Annotated in this window: 14 protein-coding genes; 10 read left to right on the top strand and 4 right to left on the bottom strand. The window is 67.9% G+C overall.

Going from position 1 to position 25,371, the window contains the following annotated elements:
* Positions 1-16: 16 nt before the first annotated feature.
* Together FBT69_05995 and FBT69_05990 are read left to right on the top strand one after the other, a co-directional pair.
* On the top strand, positions 17-1,765 hold the full coding sequence (locus tag FBT69_05995; protein ID MDL1904356.1) for a DUF885 domain-containing protein: 1,749 nt from the start codon (positions 17-19) through the stop codon (positions 1,763-1,765).
* A 241-nt stretch (positions 1,766-2,006) separates the two neighbouring features.
* Entirely contained in the window at positions 2,007-2,639 is a 633-nt protein-coding gene (locus FBT69_05990) for a PEP-CTERM sorting domain-containing protein (protein MDL1904355.1), read from the top strand.
* Positions 2,640-2,704: 65 nt separating this feature from the next.
* On the opposite strand, the gene FBT69_05985 is transcribed toward FBT69_05990, so the two are convergent.
* The 3 genes from FBT69_05985 to dnaG all read right to left on the bottom strand — a co-directional run bounded on the left by FBT69_05985 (position 2,705) and on the right by dnaG (position 7,378).
* Positions 2,705-3,145: a DMT family protein gene (locus FBT69_05985; GenBank protein MDL1904354.1), complete on the bottom strand. Its 441-nt coding sequence runs from the start codon at positions 3,143-3,145 to the stop codon at positions 2,705-2,707.
* A 129-nt stretch (positions 3,146-3,274) separates the two neighbouring features.
* Positions 3,275-5,212: an RNA polymerase sigma factor RpoD gene (rpoD, locus tag FBT69_05980; protein MDL1904353.1), complete on the bottom strand. Its 1,938-nt coding sequence runs from the start codon at positions 5,210-5,212 to the stop codon at positions 3,275-3,277.
* A 120-nt stretch (positions 5,213-5,332) separates the two neighbouring features.
* A complete protein-coding gene (dnaG, locus tag FBT69_05975; protein MDL1904352.1) occupies positions 5,333-7,378 on the bottom strand; it encodes a DNA primase in 2,046 nt (681 codons plus the stop codon).
* 240 nt (positions 7,379-7,618) lie between these two features.
* Here dnaG and FBT69_05970 point away from each other — a divergent pair, with 240 nt between their 5' ends.
* The 5 genes from FBT69_05970 to clpX all read left to right on the top strand — a co-directional run bounded on the left by FBT69_05970 (position 7,619) and on the right by clpX (position 11,304).
* Positions 7,619-7,888: an acylphosphatase gene (locus FBT69_05970; protein ID MDL1904351.1), complete on the top strand. Its 270-nt coding sequence runs from the start codon at positions 7,619-7,621 to the stop codon at positions 7,886-7,888.
* Complete coding sequence (locus FBT69_05965) at positions 7,888-8,625, top strand: HAD family hydrolase (GenBank protein MDL1904350.1); 738 nt, start codon at positions 7,888-7,890, stop codon at positions 8,623-8,625. The genes FBT69_05970 and FBT69_05965 overlap by 1 nt, the downstream gene beginning before the upstream one ends.
* 61 nt (positions 8,626-8,686) lie before the next feature.
* Complete coding sequence (locus FBT69_05960; GenBank protein MDL1904349.1) at positions 8,687-9,433, top strand: hypothetical protein; 747 nt, start codon at positions 8,687-8,689, stop codon at positions 9,431-9,433.
* 27 nt (positions 9,434-9,460) lie between these two features.
* Positions 9,461-9,844, top strand: coding sequence for a hypothetical protein (locus FBT69_05955; GenBank protein ID MDL1904348.1), 384 nt, complete (start codon positions 9,461-9,463; stop codon positions 9,842-9,844).
* Positions 9,845-9,969: 125 nt separating this feature from the next.
* Entirely contained in the window at positions 9,970-11,304 is a 1,335-nt protein-coding gene (clpX, locus tag FBT69_05950; GenBank protein MDL1904347.1) for an ATP-dependent Clp protease ATP-binding subunit ClpX, read from the top strand.
* 75 nt (positions 11,305-11,379) lie between these two features.
* Here the strand turns inward: clpX and FBT69_05945 are convergent, their stop codons facing one another.
* A complete protein-coding gene (locus tag FBT69_05945) occupies positions 11,380-12,309 on the bottom strand; it encodes a hypothetical protein (GenBank protein MDL1904346.1) in 930 nt (309 codons plus the stop codon).
* 150 nt (positions 12,310-12,459) lie between these two features.
* On the opposite strand from FBT69_05945, the gene FBT69_05940 reads away from it, so the two are divergent.
* The 3 genes from FBT69_05940 (at position 12,460) to FBT69_05930 (ending at position 25,342) form a co-directional block, all read left to right on the top strand.
* Complete coding sequence (locus FBT69_05940) at positions 12,460-13,692, top strand: bifunctional chorismate mutase/prephenate dehydratase (protein MDL1904345.1); 1,233 nt, start codon at positions 12,460-12,462, stop codon at positions 13,690-13,692.
* Positions 13,693-14,102: 410 nt separating this feature from the next.
* Positions 14,103-23,597 (top strand): hypothetical protein, encoded by a 9,495-nt coding sequence (locus FBT69_05935; GenBank protein ID MDL1904344.1) that lies wholly within the window; start codon positions 14,103-14,105, stop codon positions 23,595-23,597.
* 272 nt (positions 23,598-23,869) lie between these two features.
* On the top strand, positions 23,870-25,342 hold the full coding sequence (locus tag FBT69_05930; GenBank protein ID MDL1904343.1) for a hypothetical protein: 1,473 nt from the start codon (positions 23,870-23,872) through the stop codon (positions 25,340-25,342).
* Positions 25,343-25,371 lie beyond the last annotated feature (29 nt).

Genomic DNA, 25,371 nt, shown 5'->3' with positions numbered 1-25,371 from the left:
GAACGGAGCAAGACCCGTGAATCGAATCGTGCTGCTGGCGTGCGTCGTGTTCTTCGTTGCCTCGTGCCTCGTCGCGCCGGTGTCGGCGCGGGCGCAAGCGGGCCGCGATCTGGCCGAGTTTGTGCAGAAGTACACCGCGGACCGAGGTTCGGTGCGGTCGTTCTATGACTGGCCGTGGTCGGAGGAGGCGCTCGACCGGACGGACGCGCTGCTCGAAGAGTGGGAGGCGAGATTGCGAGCGGTTGACTTCCAGGCGCTCGATCAGCAGGGCAGGATCGATTACGTGCTGATGCGCACGCACCTCGCCGCCGAGCGAGCGGAGCAGGCGCTGACGCGGGCGAGGCTGGCGGAGATGGACGCGTTGCTGCCGTTCCGGCGGCTGGTGATCGACCTGGCGATGTCGCGTTCACGGATGGCGGAGCCGGCGCCGCGCGAGTGGGCGGATCGGCTGTCGAGGGTGGAGGCGGAGATCGGCGAGGTGCGAGCGCGCATCGATGCGGGGCGCAAGAAGAAGGAGGGCGAGGAGCCGGGCGATGCGCTGTTCGTCTCGCCGGTTGTCGCGGCCCGTGCTGCCTCGGCCACGGACGCGCTGCGTCGGACCCTGGAGGACTGGTTCCGCTACCACGACGGCTACGTGCCCGAGTTCTCATGGTGGGTGCGCAAGCCGCACGAGCAGACAGCGGCGGCGATGGCCGACTACGCCAAGCACTTGCGAGAGCAGGTCGCCGGGCTGAAGGGCAAGGACGACGATCCGCTCATCGGCGACCCGATCGGCCGCGAGAAGCTGCTCGCGGACCTGGCGACGGAGTTCATCCCGTACTCGCCCGAGGAACTGATCGCGATCGCCGAGCGCGAGTTCGCCTGGTGCGAGGCGGAGATGCTGCGGGCGTCGCGCGAACTCGGTTTCGGCGATGACTGGCGGGGCGCGCTGGAGCACGTCAAGAACCTGCACGAGCCGCCGGGCGGGCAGGCCGCGCTGATGGCGGACCTGGCGCGGCAGGGCATCGACTTCGTGAAGGAGCACGACCTCGTCACGGTGCCCGAGCTGTGCGAGGAGGCATGGCGGCTGACGATGCTCTCGCCGCAGGGCCAGCGGACGCTCCCCTTCGCCGCGTACAACAACCAGCAGATTCTGGTGGCGTATCCGACCGACGCGATGCCGCACGACGACAAACTGATGTCGATGCGGGGGAACAACCGGCATTTCACCCGCATCGTCGCCGCTCACGAGCTCATCCCCGGCCACCATTTGCAGGGGTTCGTCGCGCGGCGAGAGCGGCCGTACCGGTCGCTGTTCCGGACGCCGTTCCTTGTCGAAGGCTGGGCGCTGCACTGGGAGATGCTTCTGTGGGACAAGGGCTTTGCGCGCGGCCCGGAGGACCGCATCGGGATGCTGTTCTGGCGCATGCACCGCTGCGCCCGCATCATCGTGAGCCTGAAGTTCCACCTCGGCGAGATGACCACAGACGAGATGATCGCCTTCCTCGTCGAGCGTGTCGGGCACGAGCGGCTCGGCGCGACGAGCGAAGTGCGCCGCTACGTCGGCGGGGACTACGGCCCGCTCTACCAGGTCGCCTACATGATCGGGGGCCTGCAGCTGCGCGCCTTGCACGAGGAGACGGTGGGCCGGGGCCGGATGACCGATCGGGAGTTCCACGACGTCGTGCTGGCGCACAACGCGATCCCGGTCGAGTTGATCCGGGCGGGGATCACGGGGACTTCGCTGGATAGAGAATCGGGTTCCGTTTGGCGATTCGCAGGCTAACAGAAGCACGAACGTGATACGAACATATGTACCGGTGTGATCACTGGTGGCCAGACCGGGCAATAACCGGGGGAAAACTCGCTAAATGGAGTCTTTTTATGCGCTTAGGGCTTCCAACCCGGCCCTCCGTGCCGTATCTTCTCCGGCGAGAGAGATGGCCGAACGCCACATGATTCCTCCGGCGCTCTGTGCGTCTGAGTGGGGCGGTCGGCAGAACGAGAGAAGAGACGAGGAGAGTGACATGATCCGTGTGAAGCCCGGGGTGGCGGGGCTGTGCCTTGCCGGAGTGGTGGCCGTGTGCGCTGGGTCGGCGTTCGCTGACCGCGTGGACCTGTTCGTCTACGAGAACGCTGACAACGCCGATGTCGGCGGTCTGGACCTGTGGGCGGACCTCGTGGACGGCGGCACGTACATCGACATCACGTTCTACAACGATTCGACCGCTTCGTCGGTCGTTACCGCCATCTACTTCGAGAAGTTCAGCGGTCTGACCGGCGGCTCGATCGTCTTCGAGTCGGCGGGCGTGGACTTCTCCGACGGCGCGACGCCGCCGAACCCCGCTCAGCCGGGCCTGAACTACGGCGGCTCCTGGAGCGGCAACCTGTACTCCACCGACGCCAACCCGCCACCCGCGCACAACGGGATCAACCACGGCGGGACCGAGTCGCTCACGATCCGCTTCGACTACGCCGGCGGCACGACCTTCGGCGACGTCAAGAGCGCGCTCACCGCGAGCGACCCGACCTGGCGCATCGCCCAGCACGTCCAGGGCCTGCCGGGCGGGTACAGCGTCTGGTCGATCTCGGTTCCCGCACCCGGGAGCCTGGCACTGGTCGGTCTGGCGGGCCTCGCGGGGCTGCGCCGTCGCCGCTGAACGGCTTGACCACAGCACACTCACGGAACACGCGGACGCTCCGGCGTCCGCGTGTTTCTTTGCGCTCAGTGTGCTTCGGCGCCCGGTGCGCTCGACCGCTCGCTCACGCTCGCGGCTCGTTCGTGGGGTTCGTTCGCGTTGACGAGCGGGCCGCCCTTGCCCCACATCGCCACGACCACCGCCAGCATGATGAGGCCGAAGGCGACGTAGTCGTTGATCCGCGGCTTCTCCTTCAGGAACGCCAGCACGAACACCGTGAAGACGGTGAGCGTGATGGCCTCCTGGAGGATTTTGAGTTGCGGGGCCGTGAACGGGCCGCCCATGCCGACATGCCCGATGCGGTTGGCGGGCACCTGGAGGAGGTACTCGGGGAGGGCGATGAGCCATGAGACGGCGATTGCGGTGAAGAGCGTCCAAGACCTCGCCTTCAGGTGGCCGTACCACGCGAAGGTCATGAAGACGTTTGATGCGACGAGGAGGAGGACGGTCAGGAGCGCCTTGCCCATGGCGTGAGCGTACACGCGAGACGGGAGGGCGCGATTCGAGGGGGAGGGTTGCAGGGGTAGACGAAGACGAGGCCGCCACGGAACGGTGGGGTGGCCGGCCCCCGGAGCGGAAAGGCATCCGGCGGCGGGTCAGTTCCCGGCGTCGAAGTCGGCGTCCTCGCGGTCGATGGCTGCGTCGTGCTCGGCGAGCACGCCGTTCGCTTCGTCGGGGGTCTCCGGCTCTGCGCGTACCTCGCGGTAGACGGAGCCGTCCACGAAGCCCTGGAGTTTGCGGGCGCGGACGGGGTGCTGGAGTTTACGAATGGCCTTTGCCTCGACCTGGCGCACGCGTTCGCGCGTGACCTTGAAGATGCGTCCGACCTCTTCGAGCGTGTAGGTATACCCGTCGCCGATGCCGTAGCGGAGCTTGATGATCTCGCGCTCGCGGTAGGTGAGGGTCTTGAGCACGGCCTCGATGCGCTGCTTGAGCATGTCCTGGGCGGCGTTCTCGGTCGGCTGAGCCTGCGACTCGTCCTCGATGAAGTCGCCGAAGTAGCTGTCCTCGCTCTCGCCCACGGGGCGGTCGAGCGAGACGGGGTGTCGCGAGATTTTCATCACGCGGCGCACCTCGGCGATGTTCATCCCCGACATCTCGGCCAGCTCGTCCAGCGTCGGCTCGACGCCCGTCTCCTGGTGGACCTGCTTCTGCAGGTTGCGCAGGCGCGACATGGTCTCGATCATGTGGACGGGGATGCGGATGGTGCGGGCGTGGTCGGCGATGGCGCGGGTGATCGCCTGACGGATCCACCACGTCGCGTAGGTCGAGAACTTGTACCCGCGCTTGTACTCGTACTTGTCAACCGCGCGCATCAGGCCGGTGTTGCCCTCCTGGATGACGTCCAGGAACGAGAGGCCGCGGTTGCGGTACTTCTTGGCGATCGAGACGACGAGGCGCAGGTTGCCTCCCGACAGGTCGCGCTTGGCCTGCTCGTACTCCCAGAAGACGGTGTTGATGGCGCGGACGCGGGCCGCCAGTTCCTGCGGGGTTTCAAGGACGAGAGAGCGCAGTCCGGTCAGTTCGTCGCGCATGACCTCGACGTCCTCGGGGTCGTAGCGCTTCGGGAAGCGTTCCGCCTTCAGCAGCTCGGCTTCGAGGTCCGTCATCTTCTTGCTGATCGAGCGGAGCTTGCGCATCAGCGGGATGATGCGGCCGGTGCGCAGGCTCAGCTCCTCGGTGAGCGCGGCCATGCGCCTGCGGCGCGTGGCGATCCGCTCGCTGAGGGCGGCGACCTTGCGCCGGTCGCGCTTGCGGGCCGACTCGATCGCCGCCCAGTCCGATCGGTTGAGCGCGAGCAGCTGCTCGATCGTGCGCAGGTTCGCGGGGATGCGCCGGGCGATCTTCTCCTTCGCGTTCACCTCCGCCGTCGAGATGCGCATCGTGCGGTCGAAGGGGAGGGATCCGGCGTCCACCATCCGCAGTGTCTCCACCGCCTGCTGCACAACGTAGTCGCTCTCGAGGCAGCGACGACGGAAGATCATCCTCGTGGTCTCGATCTTCTTGGCGAGGCGGATCTCCTCCTCGCGCGTCAGCAGCGGGATCGAACCCATCTGCGTCAGGTACATCCGCACGGGGTCGTCGATGCGCCGGCCCTCCGGCTCGTCCGAGGACGACTCCTCCAGCTCGCGCTGCAGGGCCTCCGGGTCCAGGGCCTCGGCCTCGGCGACATCGATCGCGGCCTGAGTCATCTCGGCGCGTGCGTCTTTGGAGAGTTCGCGTTGGAGCGCGGCGGAGACCTCGGTCCGTTCGCCCCCGGCCACGCTCATGGCGCGGAACTGCTTGGGCAGGCCCGCGCCCGCGCCGCCGAGCGGCGTGCCGATGAGCGGGTTGTGTCCCGGCTCGTCGCCGCGCTTGATCGAGTCGCGGCGCAAGCGGGCGCGGTACTCGAGTTCATCGACCATCTCGATGCCCTGCGCGTCCATGATGGCGAGCAGTTCGTCGATGCGGTCCGGGTCGACCATCTCGTCGGGCAGCGTGTTGTTGAGCTCCTCGTAGGAGAGCCAGCCCCGCTGCCGCCCGACCTCGATCATCTGTGCCAATGCCGGATGAAGTTCGCCGATCACTGCGCTCTCCCCGGGGCGTCCCTCGCCCCCCGATGAAGATGGTCCTGCGCTGCACTGAAGCGCCGTCGATGGCGCACGCTCGTTTCCTCAACTCTGTCCCATGCCGGCCGCGGGACGCGGGAGCGCGAGCGCATCCCCGCCCAGGGCGCGGTGTTTCGACCTGATCCGTTCGATGGCGGCTGCCGCGTCGTCCGACGGCGCGGGGACCGCGTGCCGATGCAGCACGACGGCCCGCGTCGCGCAGTCGAGCAGCAACGCACGCAGGCGAGCCTCGTCTTCGTCCGTCTCACGCCAGATGCGCCTGTGCAGTTCGACCGCCGCGGCGGCCGTCGCTTCTTCGTCGGAGGCGGCGAGCGCCTCGTCCAGTCCGGGGGCGCGGCCTTGCTGCGTGATCCGGGCGACGGCACGGGCGAGCGACTGCATTCGGGGCGAAGCGTAGCCCGCGGCGAGGATGCCGTCGCGCTGATCCTCAGAGAGAATCTCCCACAGGCTGCCGTCGCAGAGCAGGCACCCGATGGCGGTCTCCGCCGGCCCGAGCCGGGCCGTCGCGAGGCGGTCGCTCGGCGCGGCGTCGCCGGAGTCGTCGTCCGTAGGCTCCGGCCTGCGCTTCGCGCCGGCCCTGGCGGCCTGAGCGAGCGTGCGGTCGTCCAGACCCGTGACCTCGCTGAGCCTGCGGATGACCAGTTGACGCCGGATCGGCTCCGCCCGGGCCAGGCCCAGGTCGCTCAGCAGTGCCAGTTCCTCCGTTGTCGCCCGTTCGAGAGCGGACAGCCCGGCCCCGGCGACGCGCTCGCGCAGCCGCTGGAACCTGTACTCGAGCAGTTCAACCGAGGCCTCGATGACGCGCCGGAAGACCTCCTTCCCGTCGGGTCGCTTGAGGAGTTCGTCGGGGTCCTTGGCATCGGTGTGCCGGTTCAGCGTGGCGATCTGCACGTCCACGGGCTGGGAGAAGAAGACCTCCGCGGCGCGATCGGCCGCCTTCAGTCCGGCCGCGTCGCCGTCGAAGAGCAGCACGATCCGATCGCAGCGAGTGCGGAGTTCCGCGGCGTGCTGTCGCGTGAGCGCGGTGCCAAGCGTGGCGACTACGTTCTCAAACCCCGCCTGGTGGCACGCGATCGCGTCGGTGTAGCCCTCGGTGATGATGGCGACGCCCTCGCGCTGGATCGCGCGGGCGGCCTGATGGATGCCGAAGATCGCCGAGGACTTGTCGAAAACGGCGGACTCGGGCGAGTTGAGGTACTTCGGGTCGTCGTTGTCGTCGATGCGTCGTCCGCCGAAGGCGATCACGCGGCCGGCCTTGTCGTGGATGGGGAAGGTCAGGCGGTTGCGGAAAGTGTCGTACCACCCGCCGTCCTTCTCGCGGAGCAGCCCGGCGGCGACGAACCGGCGGACGTCCAGTTGCCGCTGCCGGAGGCGGAGCAGCAGCCCGTCCCAGCGGTCGGGGGAAGCGCCGAGGCCGAACCGCTCGACCATCTCGGGCGAGATGCCGCGCCGTTCGATGACCGCGCGGGCAGGCAGGCCGTGCTCGTCGTGGCGGAGCAGGGCCTGGAAGAACGATTGCGCCTCGGCGTTCGCGGCGAGCAGGTCCGCCCGCGAGAGCCCGTCCGCCGAGCGGGGCGCGTCGCGGCGTGTCAACTGGATGCCTGCGCGCTCGGCGAGATAGCGCAGGGCTTCGGGAAAGTCCATGCGGTGGTACTTCTGGACGAAGGTGAAGACGTCTCCTCCCGCGCCGCAGACGAAGCAGTGGAAGATCTGCTTCGCGGGGACGACGTTCATCGAGGGGCGATGGTCGTCGTGGAATGGGCAGAGGCCGACGTACTCGCGTCCGCGCGCCCGCAGGGCGACGTGCTCGCCGACGATGCGCGCGATGTCGGAGGCGTCGCGCACGCGCTCGCGGTCGGATCGTTGTGCGTTCTGATCGGCCACAGATGTCGCGTCCGTCAGGCCGGTCGAGCGCCGGCGTGCTCCCGAACCAAGCGTCCTGCTGGTCACGACGGGGAGCGGACGGAGTCCGCGCGAGAGTCCGTGTCTAGCCGCGCGTGGCGTGCGCCCATCCGATGGGGCGCTTGTTGCGCGGACGGCCCCGCATTCGGTATCGCTCGGGAACGGTGCTGCCCGTCGGGACGATGCCATGACGGGACGATGAGCGAGCGACCCCGCTGGTCCAACCTTGCAACGCTAGCACAGGTCCGACGGGAATCAACGAAACCCGGGGGATAGACCTGCAAATCGTTGCCTGATCAATACTTATGAGAATCGTCCGTGCCTTGCGGCACCCTCCCGACCTCTTGTTCGTAGATTAATAGGATTGGACTGGTTCGCGGCTATCGGACGCGGGTGGCGGCAGGCCCACGGATCGGGGAGACTGCCAGCATGGAACGGCGTCGAATCGTTTTCCGTGGGCACGTGCAGGGGGTGGGCTTCCGCGCCACCACACGCCACTTGGCGCAGTCCTACGCCCTCACCGGCTGGGTCCGCAACGAGCCGGACGGTGCCGTGACGGTCGAGGCACAGGGCGAGGCGCCGGAGATCGAACTGTTCCTGATCGACCTGCGCGAACGGATGAGCGGGTTTATCCGGGATGAGCGGGCCGACGCGGCGAGCGTGATCGAGGGCGAGCGAGAGTTCCGCGTGCTGACCTGATGCGTTCCGGCCGGCGCGGCGTAGCATCGGCCCCCGAGCCATCCATGCTGATTCTGTTCGACATCGACGCGACGCTGGTGACGACCAGCGGTGTGGGCCGGCACGCGATGGCTGAGGCCGGGCGTCGGCTCTACGGGCCTTCGTTCACGCCGGAGGGTGTGGAGTTCGCCGGCCGGCTTGACCCTCTCATCCTGGCGGACCTGCTGGTGCGCAACGGGCTGGAGCCAACCTCGGATCGCAGGGCGGCGATGCGACGAGAGTATCGCGCTGCGCTGGTTGAAGGGCTGGGCACGCCGGGAATTGCGCGCGCGCTGCCGGGCGTTCATGCCGTCGTGGACGCGCTCTCCCGCGAGGCCGGCGTCACGATCGGCCTGCTGACGGGCAACTTCGAGGAGACGGGTCGGCTGAAACTGGGTGCGTGCAGCCTGGACGCCGACCGCTTCCCCGTGCGTGTCTGGGGTGATGAGTCGCCGCACGAGCCGCCCAGCCGCGATCATCTGCCCGCGGTGGCGATCGCTCGGTACCAGAGCGTGCTTGCGGGGCCGGTGCGGGCGGATCGGGTGACGATCGTGGGAGACACGGTGCATGACGTGGCGTGCGCGAGGGCGAACGGATGCCGATCACTGGCGGTGGCGACAGGCTCGTTCTCACCGGATGCGTTGCAATCGGCGGGCGCCGACGCGGTGATGGCGGACCTGAGCGACGCGGGGGCGGTGTTGCGGTGGCTGCTGGGCTGACTTTCGCCGGTGCGGCGAGCCGCGGTCGATAGACTGGTCGGGAGGTCTGGAGGTGTTCGAGATGTCGGCAAGCTACCGGGCGTTGTGCTCGGACTTTTACGTGAACCAGAAGGTGAGCCTGAAGCTCGACCTGCCGCGCGGGCGGGAGCAGACGCTGGAACTCTTCGAGCGTCTGCGGCGGCAGTATCCGTCGATGTCGCACTTCCGTCGCTACCGCGAGGAACTGTCGCTGGACACGCCTCCGGGCGAGTCGCCGCACCGGTGGGTTGCCGTGCGGTCAAACTCGATCCGATCGGGCGTCGTGAACGGGGACTCGCTGGGCGATGCGTACGGCCTGCACCGGACGGTCTCCGAGATCGCGCCGTACTTCCTGAGCGTCAGCCCGCTCGACGTGGACTTCGTGGAGATGCTGTATGGGTTCGACCTTTCGGCGGGCGGGAACCACGACTCGATCGTGGCGAGCGCGCTGCTCGGCGGCTCGCCCCTGGGCGCGCTGGCCGAGATTCCGGGCGCTGGACCGATCGACTGCCAGCCCGTGCTGGGGCTGGCGCTCGGCGGGGGGGGGGAGTACGAGGCGTACTTCGAGGTGCGGACGCGCCCCGCGTCGGGCGAGGACCGCGAGCGCGAGCGCGGCGAGGAGCCGATCAGCGTGTACCTGACCGTGCGGCGCAACGGACCCTTCGGCGATCTGGGCGAACTGCCCGAGACCATCGCTACGCTCGCGGAGCGAGGCGAGGAACTCATCGACTCGCGCGTCGTGCCCACGCTCCTCGTGCCGATCCGCGAGGCGATCGTGTCCGGCCTGTAGCGGCGGCACGGAGGCGACGACAGGCCGATGCAGACACCCACGCTCGACACCGCCACGCTCATCCTCGCCATCGGCGGCATGATCCTTGCGATCTCGTTCGGCGGCGTGGCGATCATGGCGCTTCGGCGCCGGATGCTCGCCAAGGATGCACCGGCGTCCGAGGAGGGTGCGGGAATGCTCGACTCGCTGCGGGCGATGCGCGCGCGGGGGGAACTGAGCGAGGAGGAGTTCCAGTCCGCCCGTGCCGCGTTCCTGTCGAAGGCGGTTGGGTCCGCGGTTCCGGGCGCGCCGGATCGGAGCGCGGAGAAGGCGCGTCCGATATCGCGCGGGGGAACGGATGGCGAACGCCGCGCGGCGCCCGGCGTGGACCTGACTGGCGCGCCGCTGCCCAGGCCGACGGACCGAGAATGACGGCGTTCGCGCGTGAAATTCTCGGCCCTTGTGCGGCGCGAGAGTAGAGACGCGGGGCGAGCACGCCGATAGACTCCTGTTGCCCCGCCCGAGGGCGTGTGTTTACCGGACCGAGCGAGGGATTCATGGCAAAGAACCGCAGCGACGGCAGCGAGCACGGCCCGGGCGACCACGGCGACAGCGGGGGATTCCGCGGGCGCAAAGTGACGACCTGTTCCTTCTGCGGCAAGACGAGCCGCGAGGTCGGGCCGATGGTGGAAGGTCCGAGCGAGGTCTACATCTGCCCGAACTGCGTCGACCTGTGCCAGAACATCTTCCGGCAGGAGCGGCGTCGCGTCAGTTCCGCGAGCAGCGCGCTGAGCGACATCCCATCGCCGCGCGCGATCAAGGAATACCTCGATCAGTACGTCATCGGCCAGGAACTGGCCAAGCGGTCGCTCTCGGTCGCCGTGCACAACCACTACAAGCGGCTGCTGCACGCCGAGAGCGAGGACGCGAGCACGATCGAGATCGAGAAGAGCAACATCCTGATGATCGGTCCGACGGGCAGCGGGAAGACGCTGCTCGCGCGCACGCTCGCCCGGCTGCTCAAGGTGCCCTTCGCCATCGGTGACGCGACCACGCTCACCGAGGCGGGGTACGTCGGCGAGGACGTCGAGAACCTGCTGCTTCGGCTGCTCCAGGCGGCGGACTTCGAGGTCGAGGCGGCCCAGCGCGGCATCATCTACGTGGACGAGATCGACAAGATCGGCAAGACCTCGCACAACGTCTCCATCACGCGCGACGTCTCCGGCGAGGGCGTGCAGCAGTCGCTCTTGAAGATGCTCGAAGGCACGATGGCCAACGTCCCCCCGCAGGGCGGCCGCAAGCACCCCGAGCAGCAGTACATCCAGCTCGACACACGCAACATCCTCTTCATCTGCGGGGGCACGTTCGTGGGGCTGGAGGACATCATCCGCCGGCGCATCGGGCAGACCCGCATCGGGTTCAGCACCGCCCAGGCGCGCGGGCCGGGGCTGATCGGCGCGGGCGAGGACGGCGATTTCAGCGTGCTCTCAAAGGTGCAGACGGAGGACATCATCGAGTTCGGGATGATCCCGGAACTGGTGGGCCGCCTGCCCGTCATCACGCCTCTGGAGCCGCTTTCGGTGCCCGCGCTGATGCAGATTCTGACCGAGCCGCGCAATGCGCTCGTGCGGCAGTATCAGCACATGTTCCGCCTCGAAGGCGCGACGCTGACCTTCACCGACGGCGCGCTGCGCTCGATCGCGGACAAGGCGTTCAAGCGCAAGACCGGCGCGCGGGCGCTGCGGGCCGTGATGGAAGAGTTGATGCTCGAAATGCTGTACGAACTGCCGGACCTTGACAACGACGGCGTCGAGTACGTCGTCGACGAGTCGGCCGTGAGGCGCAGGCCGTCGCTCGCCGAGTTGCGTCTTCCCCGCAAGGAATCGGCATAAGAGCGAAACATCTCACTTCACTTGGGGGCGCCGAGACTCGGCGTGTGGGTGGGGTGCTGCGGGGGTGCTTTGCGCTCAGGCCGGCTGGGCGGGGGGCGGTGCGCCGCGCCGAGCCGACATCAGCCCCTGGATGGTGAAGCCGATGACGGCGACAAGCACCCAGGTGATGAGCCACGCAGCTGGAGTGCGATCCGTCAGGCCGGTACCCGGGAGGTCGTGTGCCTGGGCGATCCACACCACGGCGGCAAGCCAGAGGGCCGAGCCGGCGACGGCACTGATCGCGGCGGAAGTTCTTCGTGGCCACACGAGACCGACGAACAGACCGGTCAGTCCGCCAGCGATCCCGGCCAGCAGGATTCCGCTCCGCTTGGCAGGGTCCATGCTGATGAAGGCCTCGCCGAGGCTGGTGATGCCGGCTTCGAGGGCCTGCGGACTTGCGGGGAGTCCTGCCTGCGTCGGGGCGGGTTCAGGGTCTGGGGACTTTGCCCGGATGATCGTGCCGCTCGGCAGCATCACGAACTTTGCCTGGGGGGGTTGGCTCTGAGCCTCGGAGGGGTAGGCGACTGCGGCGGTTGGTTTGACCATGTTCGAGCCGAGGGCAGGACCCCACGCGGCTGCGGTCACCAGAAGACCGATGGCAGCGAACGTGGCGGCAGCGGTCGTGGCGACGACCATCCTGTACAGCAGGAGGGCGGCACCGAGGCCGAGCAAGGCCCCGAAGCCGACGCCCGCGGCCAAGGGGGGCTGATTCTCAGCACCCGAGCCGGCCGCGCTCGCGATCAGCGCGAACCCTGCTCCGGCACCGAGGGCGGCACCAACGAAGGCCGCGGCGGGCTTCATCAGTCTCGCACCGAAGAGCCAAAGGGCGACACCGACCAGTCCCACGACGGCAGCGGCCGCCAGTCCCAGCCCGGCCGACGCCTGGTCCGCGAACCTGGCGAGCGGTTCGGCCCCGGCGGCAAGCCCGGCAGCATCAAGAAGTTGCGGCGAGAATCTCCCCTGCACGATGATACTGTTCGGCAGCGGCGGGCTTCTGTTTCGTGCCGGTTCGCTCCGATGGCTCGACCAAGTTGCGGGGGTGGCCGATAAGGGGGTACCCCATGGCGCGCGTGCCGACTGGCTGAACTTTGGCGGTGGGCGTTTGTAGCGATCCAGATGGCCAAGAAACGGGCGAAAAAAAAAGCAGCGAAGAGCCGTCCGCGCGGGCGGAAGGGATCGGAGCGGTCGCGCGGCGTGGAGGGGAATGCGGCCGCGCCGGCGAGTGAGCGGCCGCGCGACACCGCGGCCCTCGCCGAGTTGCGCCGCAAGATCGACCGCCTGGACGCCGCACTCGTGAAGATGTTGAACCAGCGGTCTCGCCTGGTCGTGCAGGTCGGGCGACAAAAGCGGGGTGCGGGGATTCCGATCTATGCGCCGCATCGCGAGGCGGAGGTGCTGGAGAAGGTGCTGCGGGCGAACCGTGGGCCGCTCTCCGGGCGGACGATCGAGGCCGTGTACCGGGAGTTGATGAGCGGCTCGTTCTCGCTGGAGCAGCCGCTGCGGATCGGGTACCTCGGCCCGCCGGGGTCGTACTCGCACCTGGCGGCGGTCCGGCAGTTCGGGTCGTCGGTGGCGTACGAGGATCTGCACGAGATCGCGGGCGTTTTCACGGAGGTGCGGCGCGGGCACGTGGACTACGGGCTGGTGCCGATCGAGAACTCGACGGGTGGCGGGATCGTCGAGGCGCTCGACGCATTCCAGCGCAATGCGGGTGAGGTGTGGGTGTATGCCGAGGTGCAGCTGGCGGTGCACCATGCGCTGCTGGCGAACTGCGAGCCGAGCGCGATCCGGCGGATTCACTCCAAGCCCGAGGTGTTCAGCCAATGCCGGACCTGGCTGGCGACCCAGTACCCGCAGGCGGAGCAGATCACGGCGGCGAGCAGTTCGCGGGCCGCGCAGACGGCGGTGGAAGAGAACCGGGTTGCGGAGTCGATCGGAGCGCAGCCGGGGTCGGCGGCGATCGGGTCCGAACTGGCGGGGAGCCTGTACGGTCTCAAGACGCTCTTTGCCCGGATCGAGGACAACCCGAACAACATCACGCGGTTCTTCGTCATCAGCCGTCACCGCGCGAAGCGGTCCGGGGACGACAAGACCTCCATCATGTTCAACACGGCGGACAAGCCTGGGGCATTGGTGGAGGTGCTCGGGGTCTTCCACCGGTCGGGGATCAACCTCTCGCACATCGACAAGCGGCCGAGCGGCCGGACCAACTGGCAGTACACCTTCTTTATTGACGCGCAGGGCCACCGGGACGACCCGGGGATGGCGGCCGCGATCCGGGAGGCGGAGACGCACTGCCGGGAGTTGTTCGTGCTGGGGAGTTATCCGCGTTCGCGGCGGATTCTCTAGGTTCGGGTCGGGTTTCGGGAGGGGCTTGGCGCGGGTCGGGAACCCTGGTATGGTGGTATGCGTAGGGGCCTGACAGACGTGGGTCCGCGCGGACCCGCCGACCTGCTGCACCGCCGGGAGAACGGCCGACGACCCCCGCTTGTCGCCGGCGCCCGGCCGAAGGGTGCGGCCCCGAAGGCCGAGTTGTGCGATGTCGCCGTTTGGCATAGCCTGTGGCCTCTCCGCCCGTCGCGTGCACGGGTGCGCGCGGGGACCGTTCCGGGATGAGCCGGAGGGCATGGGCGGAGCGCCAGACTCGACCGGCCCGCATCGCTCGGCGAGCGTTGCGGGGAGTCGCCGGCCGGCGTGCAGGAGCGTCGGCCCGCGTGTGGAACGGTCCCGGACCACTGTTTGAGTGATCAGGAGTCGCCATGAAGGGCTCTCGTCGAAACCGCCGGTCGATCCGTTCGCTGCTGGGTTCCGTTGGCGCGACGCGCCGGCGCGAGGAGCGTGCGCGGGAGTGCGACTTCGAGCGTCTCGAAGAGCGCAAGCTGCTCTTCACGCTGACGATCACGCCGGACGTGGTGAACCCCGCGACGGGCCTTGGGCAGGTGACGGCGCACTGGGCCTACGTCCGGCCGTACATCACGACGGACATCACCATCGACGCTCCGGACGACCCTGAGACGGTGGAGGAGGACTTCAACGACGAGGCGGTGGGGGGGATCCCGCAGAACTTCACGTTCCTCCAGTCCGAAGTTCGGGTGATCCACAACTTCGCGCCGACGACGAACTTCCGCATCGCGCAGATGCCCGGCGGCGAGCAGGACGACCTGGGTATCCGTGTCGTGGCGGTCGGGGGGCAGTTCTGGCAGTTCGACCTGCCGAACGTGGGCATCTTTGACACGTTCTCGATCGACATCGTCGATCCGGACGGGTTCGGGCTTGTCCCGTCGCAGTTCAGGGTGCTGGCTTCGTACTATCTTGCCGACGGCACGATCGCGACGGATGTCTTCACGGGCAACTCGCTCCTCGCGCTGATCCAGAACCCGAACCAGAACGAGCGGGCGAACGGGATAGGGCGCCTCGTGCTGGACAACAACCTCGCGGGGCAGGACGTCAACTTTGCGCGGGTTCGGTTCGAGACGGTGGGATCGGGGAACATGTTCCTCGACAACATGGAGTTCGTGCTGCCCTCCAGCGCGCTGGCGGAGCTGATTGACGAGCGTGTGGTGGGCGTCTCGGCGACGCTGACCGGCCCCGTCGGCGCGAGTGTCTCGTTCTTCGACCTCTACGACCGGGCGATGGTGCGGACGCTCCGTCTCGGCATTCCGCCGAGCTCGGAGTTTGCGATCGTCGACCCGGACGCTGACGGCATCCCGAACTTCAACGACGGGATCGGGCGGATTGTGTTCTCCAATACCGACTCGCGCACGTCGTTCAACATGTTCGGCGGCGAAGTCACGGCCACCGAGCAGCCGACGCCGGGTTCCGACCTGTACGAGTTCCCGTTCGAGTACTTCATCACGGACTCGATCGAGGGTCTCTACAGCGATTTCGAGTCGTCTTCCGCGCCGTTCGGGTACACGTGGTACGTCGAGGCGGGCGGCGGGCTGAACGTCGAGGGGCTGCCCCCCGGCCCCGGCAGCGTGATCGTCGGTTCTCCCTTCGTGCGCAACAACGCGAGCGCCAACACGTACAACCCGCTCGGCCCCGCGGCGGGCAACATTGTCACGACCGGCTTCAGCCGGCCGGACCAGGGCTTCTTCGTCCTCAACGGGGCGTCGATCGGTTCGATCCTGCTGCACGGCATCCTGCACGGCTCGTCGCAGTTCACCGGCGCGGTCGAGCGGCTGGCGATCGGTTATCTCGTCGGCTCGATCAACGTCGCGGGTGATCTCGGCTCGCTCACCGCCGGGACCGACACCGGGATGTGGGCGGCGGACCCGGGATACACGCCTCCCTTCAACATCAACAACTTCTACAAGACGAACGCGGAACTCGTCGTCGGCAGGACGGTGGGCGAGATCGCGATCGCGGGCCGGTCGGTGCTCGACGTGACCGTCCTGGGCGACCTGAGCGACCCTGTGAACCGCCCGCCGCACGAGATTCTGAACTACGTTGAGCGTGAGCACACCTTCGGGATCGCGGCCGATGCGGACCCCCGCACCACCATTCGCGCCATGCTCGGTTCGTTCGTGCTGACCGACGCCGGCGATCCGTTCCTGCTCGGCAACCGGCAGAGCGCGGCGTTCGGCCTAGGCACCTACCGCAACGACTCCATCATGTCGGCGGAGTGGATCGGCTCGATCGGTACTGCGGTGCGGGTCCTCGGCGAACTCGGCTTCGGCGACACCATCAACGCGGACGACCAGGTAGACGTCTTTGCGTTCGCCAGCGACGCCGCTCAGCCGGTCGTTCTGCAGGTGGACGCGGTGGACACCGACCTGCTCTTCCGCATCGTGGACGAGCAGCAGCGCACGTTCGTGGCATCCCGCTTCACGCGCAGTTTCGAGGAGTCGCAGTTCCTGCGGTTCGATCCTCCCGCGCCGGGCGTGTACTACCTCGTCGTCTCCGGCGTCGGTGTCGCGCAGGCGACCGACGACAACACCCAGACGGGCTTCGGGTACGCCGCCACCCTCACCGGACTCACGCCGACCACTCTGGGCGCCTACCGCACCGGCGGCGGGAACGGCAACACGGGTACCATTCCGAACGGCCTCTCGAACGGCGTGACCGTGCTCAACGGAAACGTCGGATCGTTCCGCTTCGGCACGGGGTACTGGCCCAGCGCCAACGGCGGCGACATCGACGCAACCGAGACCTTCAACCCGCGCGGCGTGAGCGAGGACAACCCGCTCTCGCACAACCTCGCCAGCGGCACCTTCAGCGTCAAGGGCACGCTTTTCGACGTGACGGTCGGCCGCGACGTCCGAGGCTCCGTGGCCGCGCCGGTGAACTTCGTCATCGGGGGCGACTTCGGGCAGTTCCACACCGGCCTCAACCCCGCCTTCGGCGCGCAGAACGACGGGCTGCTGGGCGACGTGATCTTCATGGACCTGCGCGTGGCCGGCCGCATCGCCATGCTCGACTTCCGCGGCGCGGTCGGGTACGACCAGATATCCGAGACCGAGCGGACCCTGTTCCCTCTGGGCGCGAACGTCATCACCGGCACCGCGGGCGGCGATGGCAGCATCGGCATGATCCGTGTCGGTTCGCACGTGCTCGGCGGCACCCTGCTCCTCACGACCCCGCCGGGATCGACCGTCGGTGGGATGCTCGTCAGCCAGGACATCGCGTTCGATCCCGGCGCACCCGAGATCGGCATCTGGCTCGGCGACAATCGCGGTGTCGTGGCGACGACGGGTTCGGGTTCCGACGTCCGGTTCGTTGACTTCCCGCGCATCGACGTCGGGAACACCCTGGACTCGAATGTCGAGATCCGGGGCGGGCAGCCGCTCGAACTCGTCGATGACGGCGGCGGGCGCGTCCGCATCGAAATCCTCGGCCTGCCCACCGGCGCGCTCGGCGGCATCGTCCGGTACCTCCCGGTCGACGTCTCCCAGGGCGTCGCGATCGCGCAGATCGATCAGGTCGATCTCACCGGCGGCCGCCAACTTCTCATCACCTCGACCGGCAATCAGGGCGGCGGCAATGCGCTCGCTCCCATCTCGATCGGCCGCATCAACATCATCGGCGCTGACGGCGCGGCGGCGATCGGCATCCGCGGCAACGTCGAGGTGGACGTCTGGAGCATCGTTCAGTCCGGCGGCGAGCGCCTCCAGGCGATCACGAACGAGACGCCGCGGGGCGATATCGTGGCGATCGACGTCGTCGGGGTGGACACGATCGACATCCGCACCGGTACCCTCGGACGGACGCAGGTTCCCGCGTGGGGGCCGAGCCTCATCGGACCGTTCCTCGGCGTGCAGGGCGGGAAGAACACGGCCGTCGGTGGGCCGCTCGGCATCTCGCAGGGCAGCATCGACGGCGACTGGGCCGGCGGATTGCACCGCCCCGTCACCAACGTGGTCAATGACGCGGGCACGGCGTTCCTCGACGACATCGGAGGCCCGTTCGACGGCTACCTCAACGGCCTCGTGGCCCGCACGGGCGACGTGCTGAACGTCAACGTCGGCGGCTCGATCGGCGACGTGATCCTCCAGGACGAGAACGCCACGCTGGTCAGCGTGCGGCCCAACTTCGACCGCTCCGTCCCCGCGGGCGAGTTCGAGGGCATCGTGGGCGTGCTCTATGCCACGATCATCGGCGACGTGAGCGTGGGGATGGGCATCCGGAACACCAAGCACTCGCCGCTTGCCACTGCCGGCATCTTCGCGGACGACGAGATCCGCCTCGTCACGGCGGAGGGAGCGATCCATCCCGGCGCGTTCATCTCCGCGCCGATCATCGCACGGAACTCCGCGCCGGCGACCGTCGGTCCGGGCAACCAGCTCGACGCCCAGGGCATCGGCACGATCCGCCTCCGCGGCGCGAGCATGATCGATGCACACGCCAGCGCGGAACTCCTGGACGGTTTCTGGCTGTCGCTCATCTACGTCGATCCGCTGCTGCTGACGGGCACCGTGAACCTCGTCGACGGGCTGGACGGGAACGTCTTCCGTTCCACCATCCGCGCGGACATCATCAACGATGTCCGTCTCGACAACGGCTTCTTCGACGCCTCGATCCTCGACGCGTGGACGCGCATCTTCCGCGTGCAGGCCTCGGGCTACCGCAACAGCACGACGCAGGGGACCGAGCTGGAGTTCCACCCCGCCGAGATTCTGAGCGGCGGCGAGCTCGACAGGCTCTCGACCTTCGGGTCCGCGGGAGACTACAGTGACATCCGCATCGACGTCTTCGGCTGGATCAACAACGAGATATCGGGGCGGAACTTCACCCGCGTCGATCTCGACGTGAACAACCACATCCCGCGATTCCGGGCGACCGGCGTGATCGCTTCCAGCAGTTTCACGGCCGGCCGCATCGAGGACCTGACGGCCAAGGCCATCCGGACCAGCGAGATCACCGTCTCCGGCCCGCTGCAGCGTGTGTCCGTCGATGACGACATCTACAACACCGCGTTCGCGGTCACCGGGCCGCAGGGCCAGATCGACACCATCACCGCGCGGACGCTCTTCAGCGGTAGGGTCTCCTCGTCCGGCCCCATCGGGACGATCCGCGTCAACGAGGGCGACCTTGCGATCCACGTCGCCACGGACACCTCGCGGGGCACGGTCGGCACGCTCTCGGCGTCGCGCGACCTGCGCATCACCGCGGACGTTCGCCGGAGCATCAACACCCTCACCGCGGGACGCCACATCGGCGATCGGAACAAGCCGGGCATGATCGTCGTCCACGGCGCGCTGCCCACGGTGACCGCCGGCGGCCAGTTGTACACGGACATTCGCGCCGGCGAGACCATCGGCACGGTCACGCTCGGACTGGTCCCGAACCGTCCCGGGGACGACCTCCTCGGCAGCGGTTCGATCTACGCGGCAGGGCGCATCGGGACCGTGAACGTCACGGGCGACTTCGCCGGCGGCGTGGTGAGCTACTCCGGCGGCATCGGCGCGGTGAACATCCATGGCGGATCGTTCCTGCCGACCGCGAGCGTCATCGCGTACGACGGGCACGTCGATTCGGTGGTCGTCAACGCGGGCAACTTCTACGGCCGCGTCCATGCCGACTGGATCGTTCTCTCCGTGCAGGTGCTCGGCACGGAGGACGGCGTCTTCGGCGACATGGGCGTCAACCCGTTCCGTTCCGCAGCCACGCCGTACGACGCCTTCCGCAACCAGCTGCCGCCCAGGCTTGTGCAGGGGACGGCCATCCAGGGGCCGACCATCACTGCGGGCTGGAACATCGGCAATGTCCTTGTTGACCGCGGGTCCGTGTTCGAGGCGATGATCAAGGCCGATTACGCGATCGGGTTCCTGACCATCGGGGGCGACCTGCGCAACGACGAACTGACGGCTGCGACCGGTTCCGTGATCGCCGCGGGCGACTCGATCCACGCTGTCAGCGTCGGCGGCAGCGTCATGGACGCGATGATCATCGCCGGAGTGCGCGACTTCGGCCAGGACGGCCGACCCGGCGGGAGGGGCATCGCCAACCGCGACTCCACGCAGTCCGGCTTCGTGAACGTGGTGAACGTCGGCGGCGCGATGGTCCGGTCCAAGATCGTCGCCGGCATCTGGCACGGGCCGGATGGGGTCTACGGCTCGTTCGACGACCGCACCGAGCCTGGCGTCTCGTACGTCGGCGAGGTCAACGTCGTCGGCGACGTGTTCGAGTCCATGGTCGTGAGCGAAGGCATCGCGCCGGGGGCGACGGCGGGCGGCCGACTGGGTGTGCTTGGTCCTTCGCTGCCCATCAACCATCCCGACGCCGCCGGGTCGCTCGTGGGCACGCCGGTGCCCTCGGGTGGGTCGCTGGACTTCGCCACGTCGTTGAACAGCGGCACGATCTTCTTCTCCGGCCCCGGCAGCGTGTCGTTCGATTCGGCGACCAACCGCGTGATCCTCTCCGGCACCACGGAGGGGTCCGCGGTGGTGGTCACCTCCACGAACGGGGCGCTGACGAACTTCGACGTCGTCACGACGAACTTCTCCTCGATCGGCCTGCTGCGCATCGAGGCGACGCTCTTCGGTGACTCGGACGTCTACATCGATCACTACGCGGTGCGCATCGAGCTGGGCAACGACGAGGGCACGGGCGACGTGACGATCGGACAGCACCTCGACACCCTCGTCGTGGGGCACTTCCGCCACGGCACGATCTCCGCTAAGAACGCCGCCTTCATCAGCGTCGTCGGAGAGTTCGGCGATTCCGACCCCGACGAGCGCGGCGATGCGCTTATCGACGTCTTCACCACCGGGTTCGTGACGTTCGGCGGCACAATGCGCGGGCACGTCAACGTTGACCGCGTCGCCACCTCCATCACCCTCAACGCCCCCATGAGCAGCGGCGTCGTTCGCTCCGGCTCCGCGATCGGCTCGTTCTCCGCGCCGTCGCTCAGCCGCTCCTTCGTGTCCTCGCGCGACTTCCTCGACGCCGTCAGCATTGCGGGCAACGTCACCGACAGCGCGATCATGGTCGGCGGCGATCTCGGGCGCGACGCCGAGGTCGGCGGCACGGGCGATGCCGCTGACCGTGCCACCACCGGGTTCGCCGGCACGGTGAACATCGGCGGCAGCATGATCCGCTCGAGCGTCGTGGCTGGCTTTACTCGCGGCTCGGACGGGTACTTCGGCACGAGCGATGACTCCCTCGCCAGCGGGCGGTCCGTTCTCGCCGGCGTCAGCGTCGTCGGCGCCATCGAAGGTTCCAACCGCAACTCCGAGTCGTACCGCGTTTCCTCCACCGGCGACCTCGGCGCGGTCACGGCCGGCGGCGCGCCCGCACGCAACAACGGCAACTTCCAGATCACCAACCCCAGGCACACGCCGCTGCCCATCCAGGTCAGTTCGCTCGCGGTCACCGAGCGCAGCCGGGTGTACAGCGCCGTGCTCACCTTCAACCAGCCGATGGATTCGTCGAGCTTCTCCGCCGGTCTGTCGGTCTCGGAAGTGCGCGGCACGGGCGAGGTTGAGATCCGTCTCGTGGAGGGGATCGACTACACCCTCAACTACGTCCCGCAGGCCAACCAACTCGAGGTGATCTTCGATCGTTCGGTCACGGAGCGCGATCTCCCGCAGCTCGCCGGTGTGCCCGGGCCGGGGGTCTACCGGTTCGAGCTGAGCTCGTCGCACGTGCGGTCTTCGCTGTCGCTGGCGCCGCTCGACGGCAACGGCGACGGCATGGTCGCGCCGGGCGAGCGTTACTCGCAGGACGACATCGTCGGCGACCCCGGCGACAAGCTGCCCGGTTTCGCCGGCACCGTCTTCGTGCCCGAACCGACGACCGGTGTGATCCGCCGGATCGATTTCTACCCGCCGGTGAATCTCGACATCGTCCTCGACGACAACCACGCGCCGGACGGCCTGCCGACACCGAACCGGCCCTTCACGCTCCGCGGCTCGATCGGCGACCATCCCGACCACAACACCAACCTCTTCCGATTCCCCAACGACACGGACCTCTACCGCATCACGCTCCAGGCTGGTCAGATTCTGCGACTGGGCGCGATGCAGGGATCGGCGCTCTTCGCGGGCCGGTTCCTCGTCAATCCGAACGGGGACGTCGAAGGATCGTTCGGGCCCAGCGACTTCGTCGTCCCGCTGCCCGCGCCGGTCGGTGCGGAGACCGACGCGACGTTCGGCGAGGCGTTCCTCATCAAGCAGACCGGCGTGTACCACCTGATGGTCGCGAACGTTCTCACCTACAACACCTTCGGCGTGCCGAACATCTCGTCCGCGGCCGGGGGCGTCGGCGACTACAACTTCACCGTCGAGGTCTTTGACGACGGAAACTCCGGCTTCAGCGCCCTCACCGACGCGGGCAGTGCGGACCCGCTCGTCAACGCGCCTGCCCCCATCACCTTCGCGGGTGCGGACGGCGTCTTCGGCACCGCGGACGACCTCACAACCCGCGTCATCGGCGACTTCACGTTCACCATCAGCGCCGGCGCGGACGGCATCCTCGGCACCGCGGACGACTTCGTCACCGGCTCGAACGCGGCGGGCACCGTGTCGGCGTTCACCGATACCGCAGGCCGCCAGATCGTGAACGTCGAGTCGGCGATCGGGCCGCGCGGCTCGTTCGGCCTGCCCTCGAACGTCGTCCCGGACGTCGACGTCTACGCCCTCAACGGCGGCAACCCGATCGCGGCCGGCTCTCGCGTCCGCGTCACCCTCAAACTCAACGAACTCGGCGCCGACCTCGGCAGCCGCCATCCCGTCACCTTCGAGGACTTCAGCGGCGGCGTGCAGTTCGGCATCTTCGACATCACCACGTCGAGCGACATCGACGATGGGATGCTCGTGTTCTCCCCCTCTCGCATCAGCCCGAACGGGTCCACGCCCGGGGAGCTCGCACGCAACGGCGATTTCGCCTACGGCTACGACGCGAACGGCGACTTCTTCATCGACTTCGTCGCCCCGGGTCGTCTCGACCTCACCGGCCAGCCCGCACGATACGCGGTCTACGTGCAGGGCATCTTCAATACCGACTACAGGCTCGAAGTCGTCACGGAGGGTGCATCGCAGATCAGCAAGCGCTTCCAGAACGTCTTCATCGAACTCAACGGCGGCACGATCGACTGGCTCCAGGTCGGCGGTCTCACGACCCCGCTGCGGCCGTTCGATGCCGCCGCTCTCGGCTTCACCGGGAAGGCCTCCAACGGCCAGAGCGTGAACGACTACGTTACCACTCGACTCGTGGCGAACCTGAGCAGCATCTTCTCCTCGGCCGTGGCCGACGCCGGTCCGGACGGCGTTGTTGGCACTTCGGACGACGTCGTCGGCCTCGACGTGCGGTTCTCGACCAACCCCAACGCGTTCGAGTTCCAGGATTACTCAACGATCTTCCTCACCACGACCGTTGATCCCATCACGCTGCTCTTCAGTCGCACCTTCGACTTCTTCTCCGAGTCCTACGGCTTCTCCTTCGGATCCGACGGCTTCAACTCGACGCGCACCGACGAGGGTGTCGTGTTCCTTCCGTCGCTCGCGCTGCTCGGCTACACGCCCTCCCCGGACGGACTCGACGGGTTCGTGCAATCGCTCACCGCCGCGGTCGGACGCCGCGTCGGCGAGATGCTCGGCCTGCGCATCAGCGGCGATTACGACCCGTTCGGCGAACAGTTCGATCTCATGGCCGCGAACTCCGTCTCCGACGTCCCAGGATCGCAGGGTTCCTACTCGCTGCCGGCCACAGGGCGCGCGCTCTCGAACGCGGCCGACACCGTGCTGGATACCGACTTCTTCCTCGGACGCCAGAACGCGAGCCTGCTCCTGGGGAGGTATGTGCGCCCGAAGTGACCCCCCGGTGACAGCACCAGAACCTCGACGGGCCGGGGCGCAAGTCCCGGCCTGTTTCTTGTTCCGGGAGCGAAACGCGGCGAGCGGGGGCTTTCCCTCGGAATACGAGGAGAGGTTATCGGCGACTGTCACAAGGCACTTCTCGATGGCGTGGCGGTGTGGTACAGTGCCCCTGCCGCGTGGTCTGTCGCCGTGCGGGACGTTGATGATCGCACACCCGTCGGGTTCGTGCGTGAAGTGTGAGTGTCATCCGAGTGAAGGAGCGTGCAGGGATGAACCGTCAGTTGAAGATGGCGTTGATCGGTCTGGCCTCGTGTCTTGTGCCCGCGGCTGCGTCCGCCCAGTTTCTGGGCATGGCGGACGGTCCGATGGAACTCGGGCACGTCGCCGACGAGTTGATCATCGGGTTCGACCACGTCCCGACCGACAAGTCGGTGGCGATGATCGCGGGGATGGCCGAGGTTGTGGGGTGGAAGGAGACGCGGCATCCGCGGTGGTCGAAGCACGATCCGGCGAAGCCGCACCCGCTGTCGATGGTGCGTGTGGCGAAACTCGCTGAGGGAGTCGATCCGGTCGAGTTCGCGCAGCGCGTCTCGCGGCTTCCGGGCGTTCGCTATGCCGAGCCGAACGGGCACACGGTTCTGGCGTTCGTGCCGAACGATCCTCGTTACAACGAGCAGTACGGTCCGAAGATCGCCAAGTTCGAGGGGGCGTGGGACATCACGATGGGCACGCGCGACGTGGTGATCGCGGTCGCCGACACCGGGATTTCGTGGACGCACGAGGATCTCCAGGGCGTCTACTGGGCGAATGCCGGCGATCCGTGCTGCAACGGCATCGACGACGACGGGAACGGGTTTATCGACGACTATCGCGGCTGGGACTTCATGAGCAACGACAACAACCCGCAGGACGGTCACAGCCACGGCACGCACGTCGCGGGCACGATCGCTGCGGGCCTTCACAACGGCAAGGGCGTCGCGGGGATGGCGAACGTGACCATCATGCCGCTGCAGGTCTTCAACTCGGGCGGCGGCGGCACGTGGGAGGCGATCGCCTACGCCATCTACTACGCGGTGGACAACGGCGCGCACGCGCTGAACTACTCCGGCGGCGGGAGCGGGGGCGCACAGGTTCTCGCCGACGCCTGCAAGTACGCCGATCAGAACGGGATGCCCGTGATCGCCGCGGCGGGCAACTGGGGCAGCCAGTCGCCGTTCTATCCGGCGGCGTACCCCGAGGCCATCGCGATCAGCGCCACCAACGCGAGCGACAACCGCGCGAGCTGGTCGAACTACGGCAACTGGATCGACGTCGCCGCGCCGGGCGAGGACATCATCTCCTGCAACTACGCGAACAACTCCGGTTACATCTACATGTCGGGTACATCCATGGCCGCGCCGCACGTCAGCGGCCTGGTCGCCCTGATGTACTCGCGCAACCCGAACCTGACCGGCGCGGAGGTGCGTCAGCTGCTGCGCAACAACGCCGACGACCTCGGCACGCCGGGCTTCGACATCAACTACGGGTACGGTCGGATCAACGCGGCGAGGACCGTGCAGAACACCCCTCCCGCCTGCTACGCGGACTGCAACGGCGACACCGTCATCAACACGCAGGACGTGCTCTGCTTCCTGAACCTGTACACGTCGGGCAACGCGAAGGCCGATTGCACCGGCGATACGGTCATCAACACGCAGGACGTGCTCTGTTTCCTCAATCTCTACACCGCGGGCTGCAACTGACCGCGGCGCACAACCGGTTGCCCGAACAC

This window comes from Synechococcales cyanobacterium CNB (genome assembly GCA_030263455.1).
GTDB lineage: Bacteria > Planctomycetota > Phycisphaerae > Phycisphaerales > UBA1924 > CAADGN01.
Note: the sequence above shows the minus strand (reverse complement) of the source record. Positions and strands in the feature narration are given on the sequence as shown.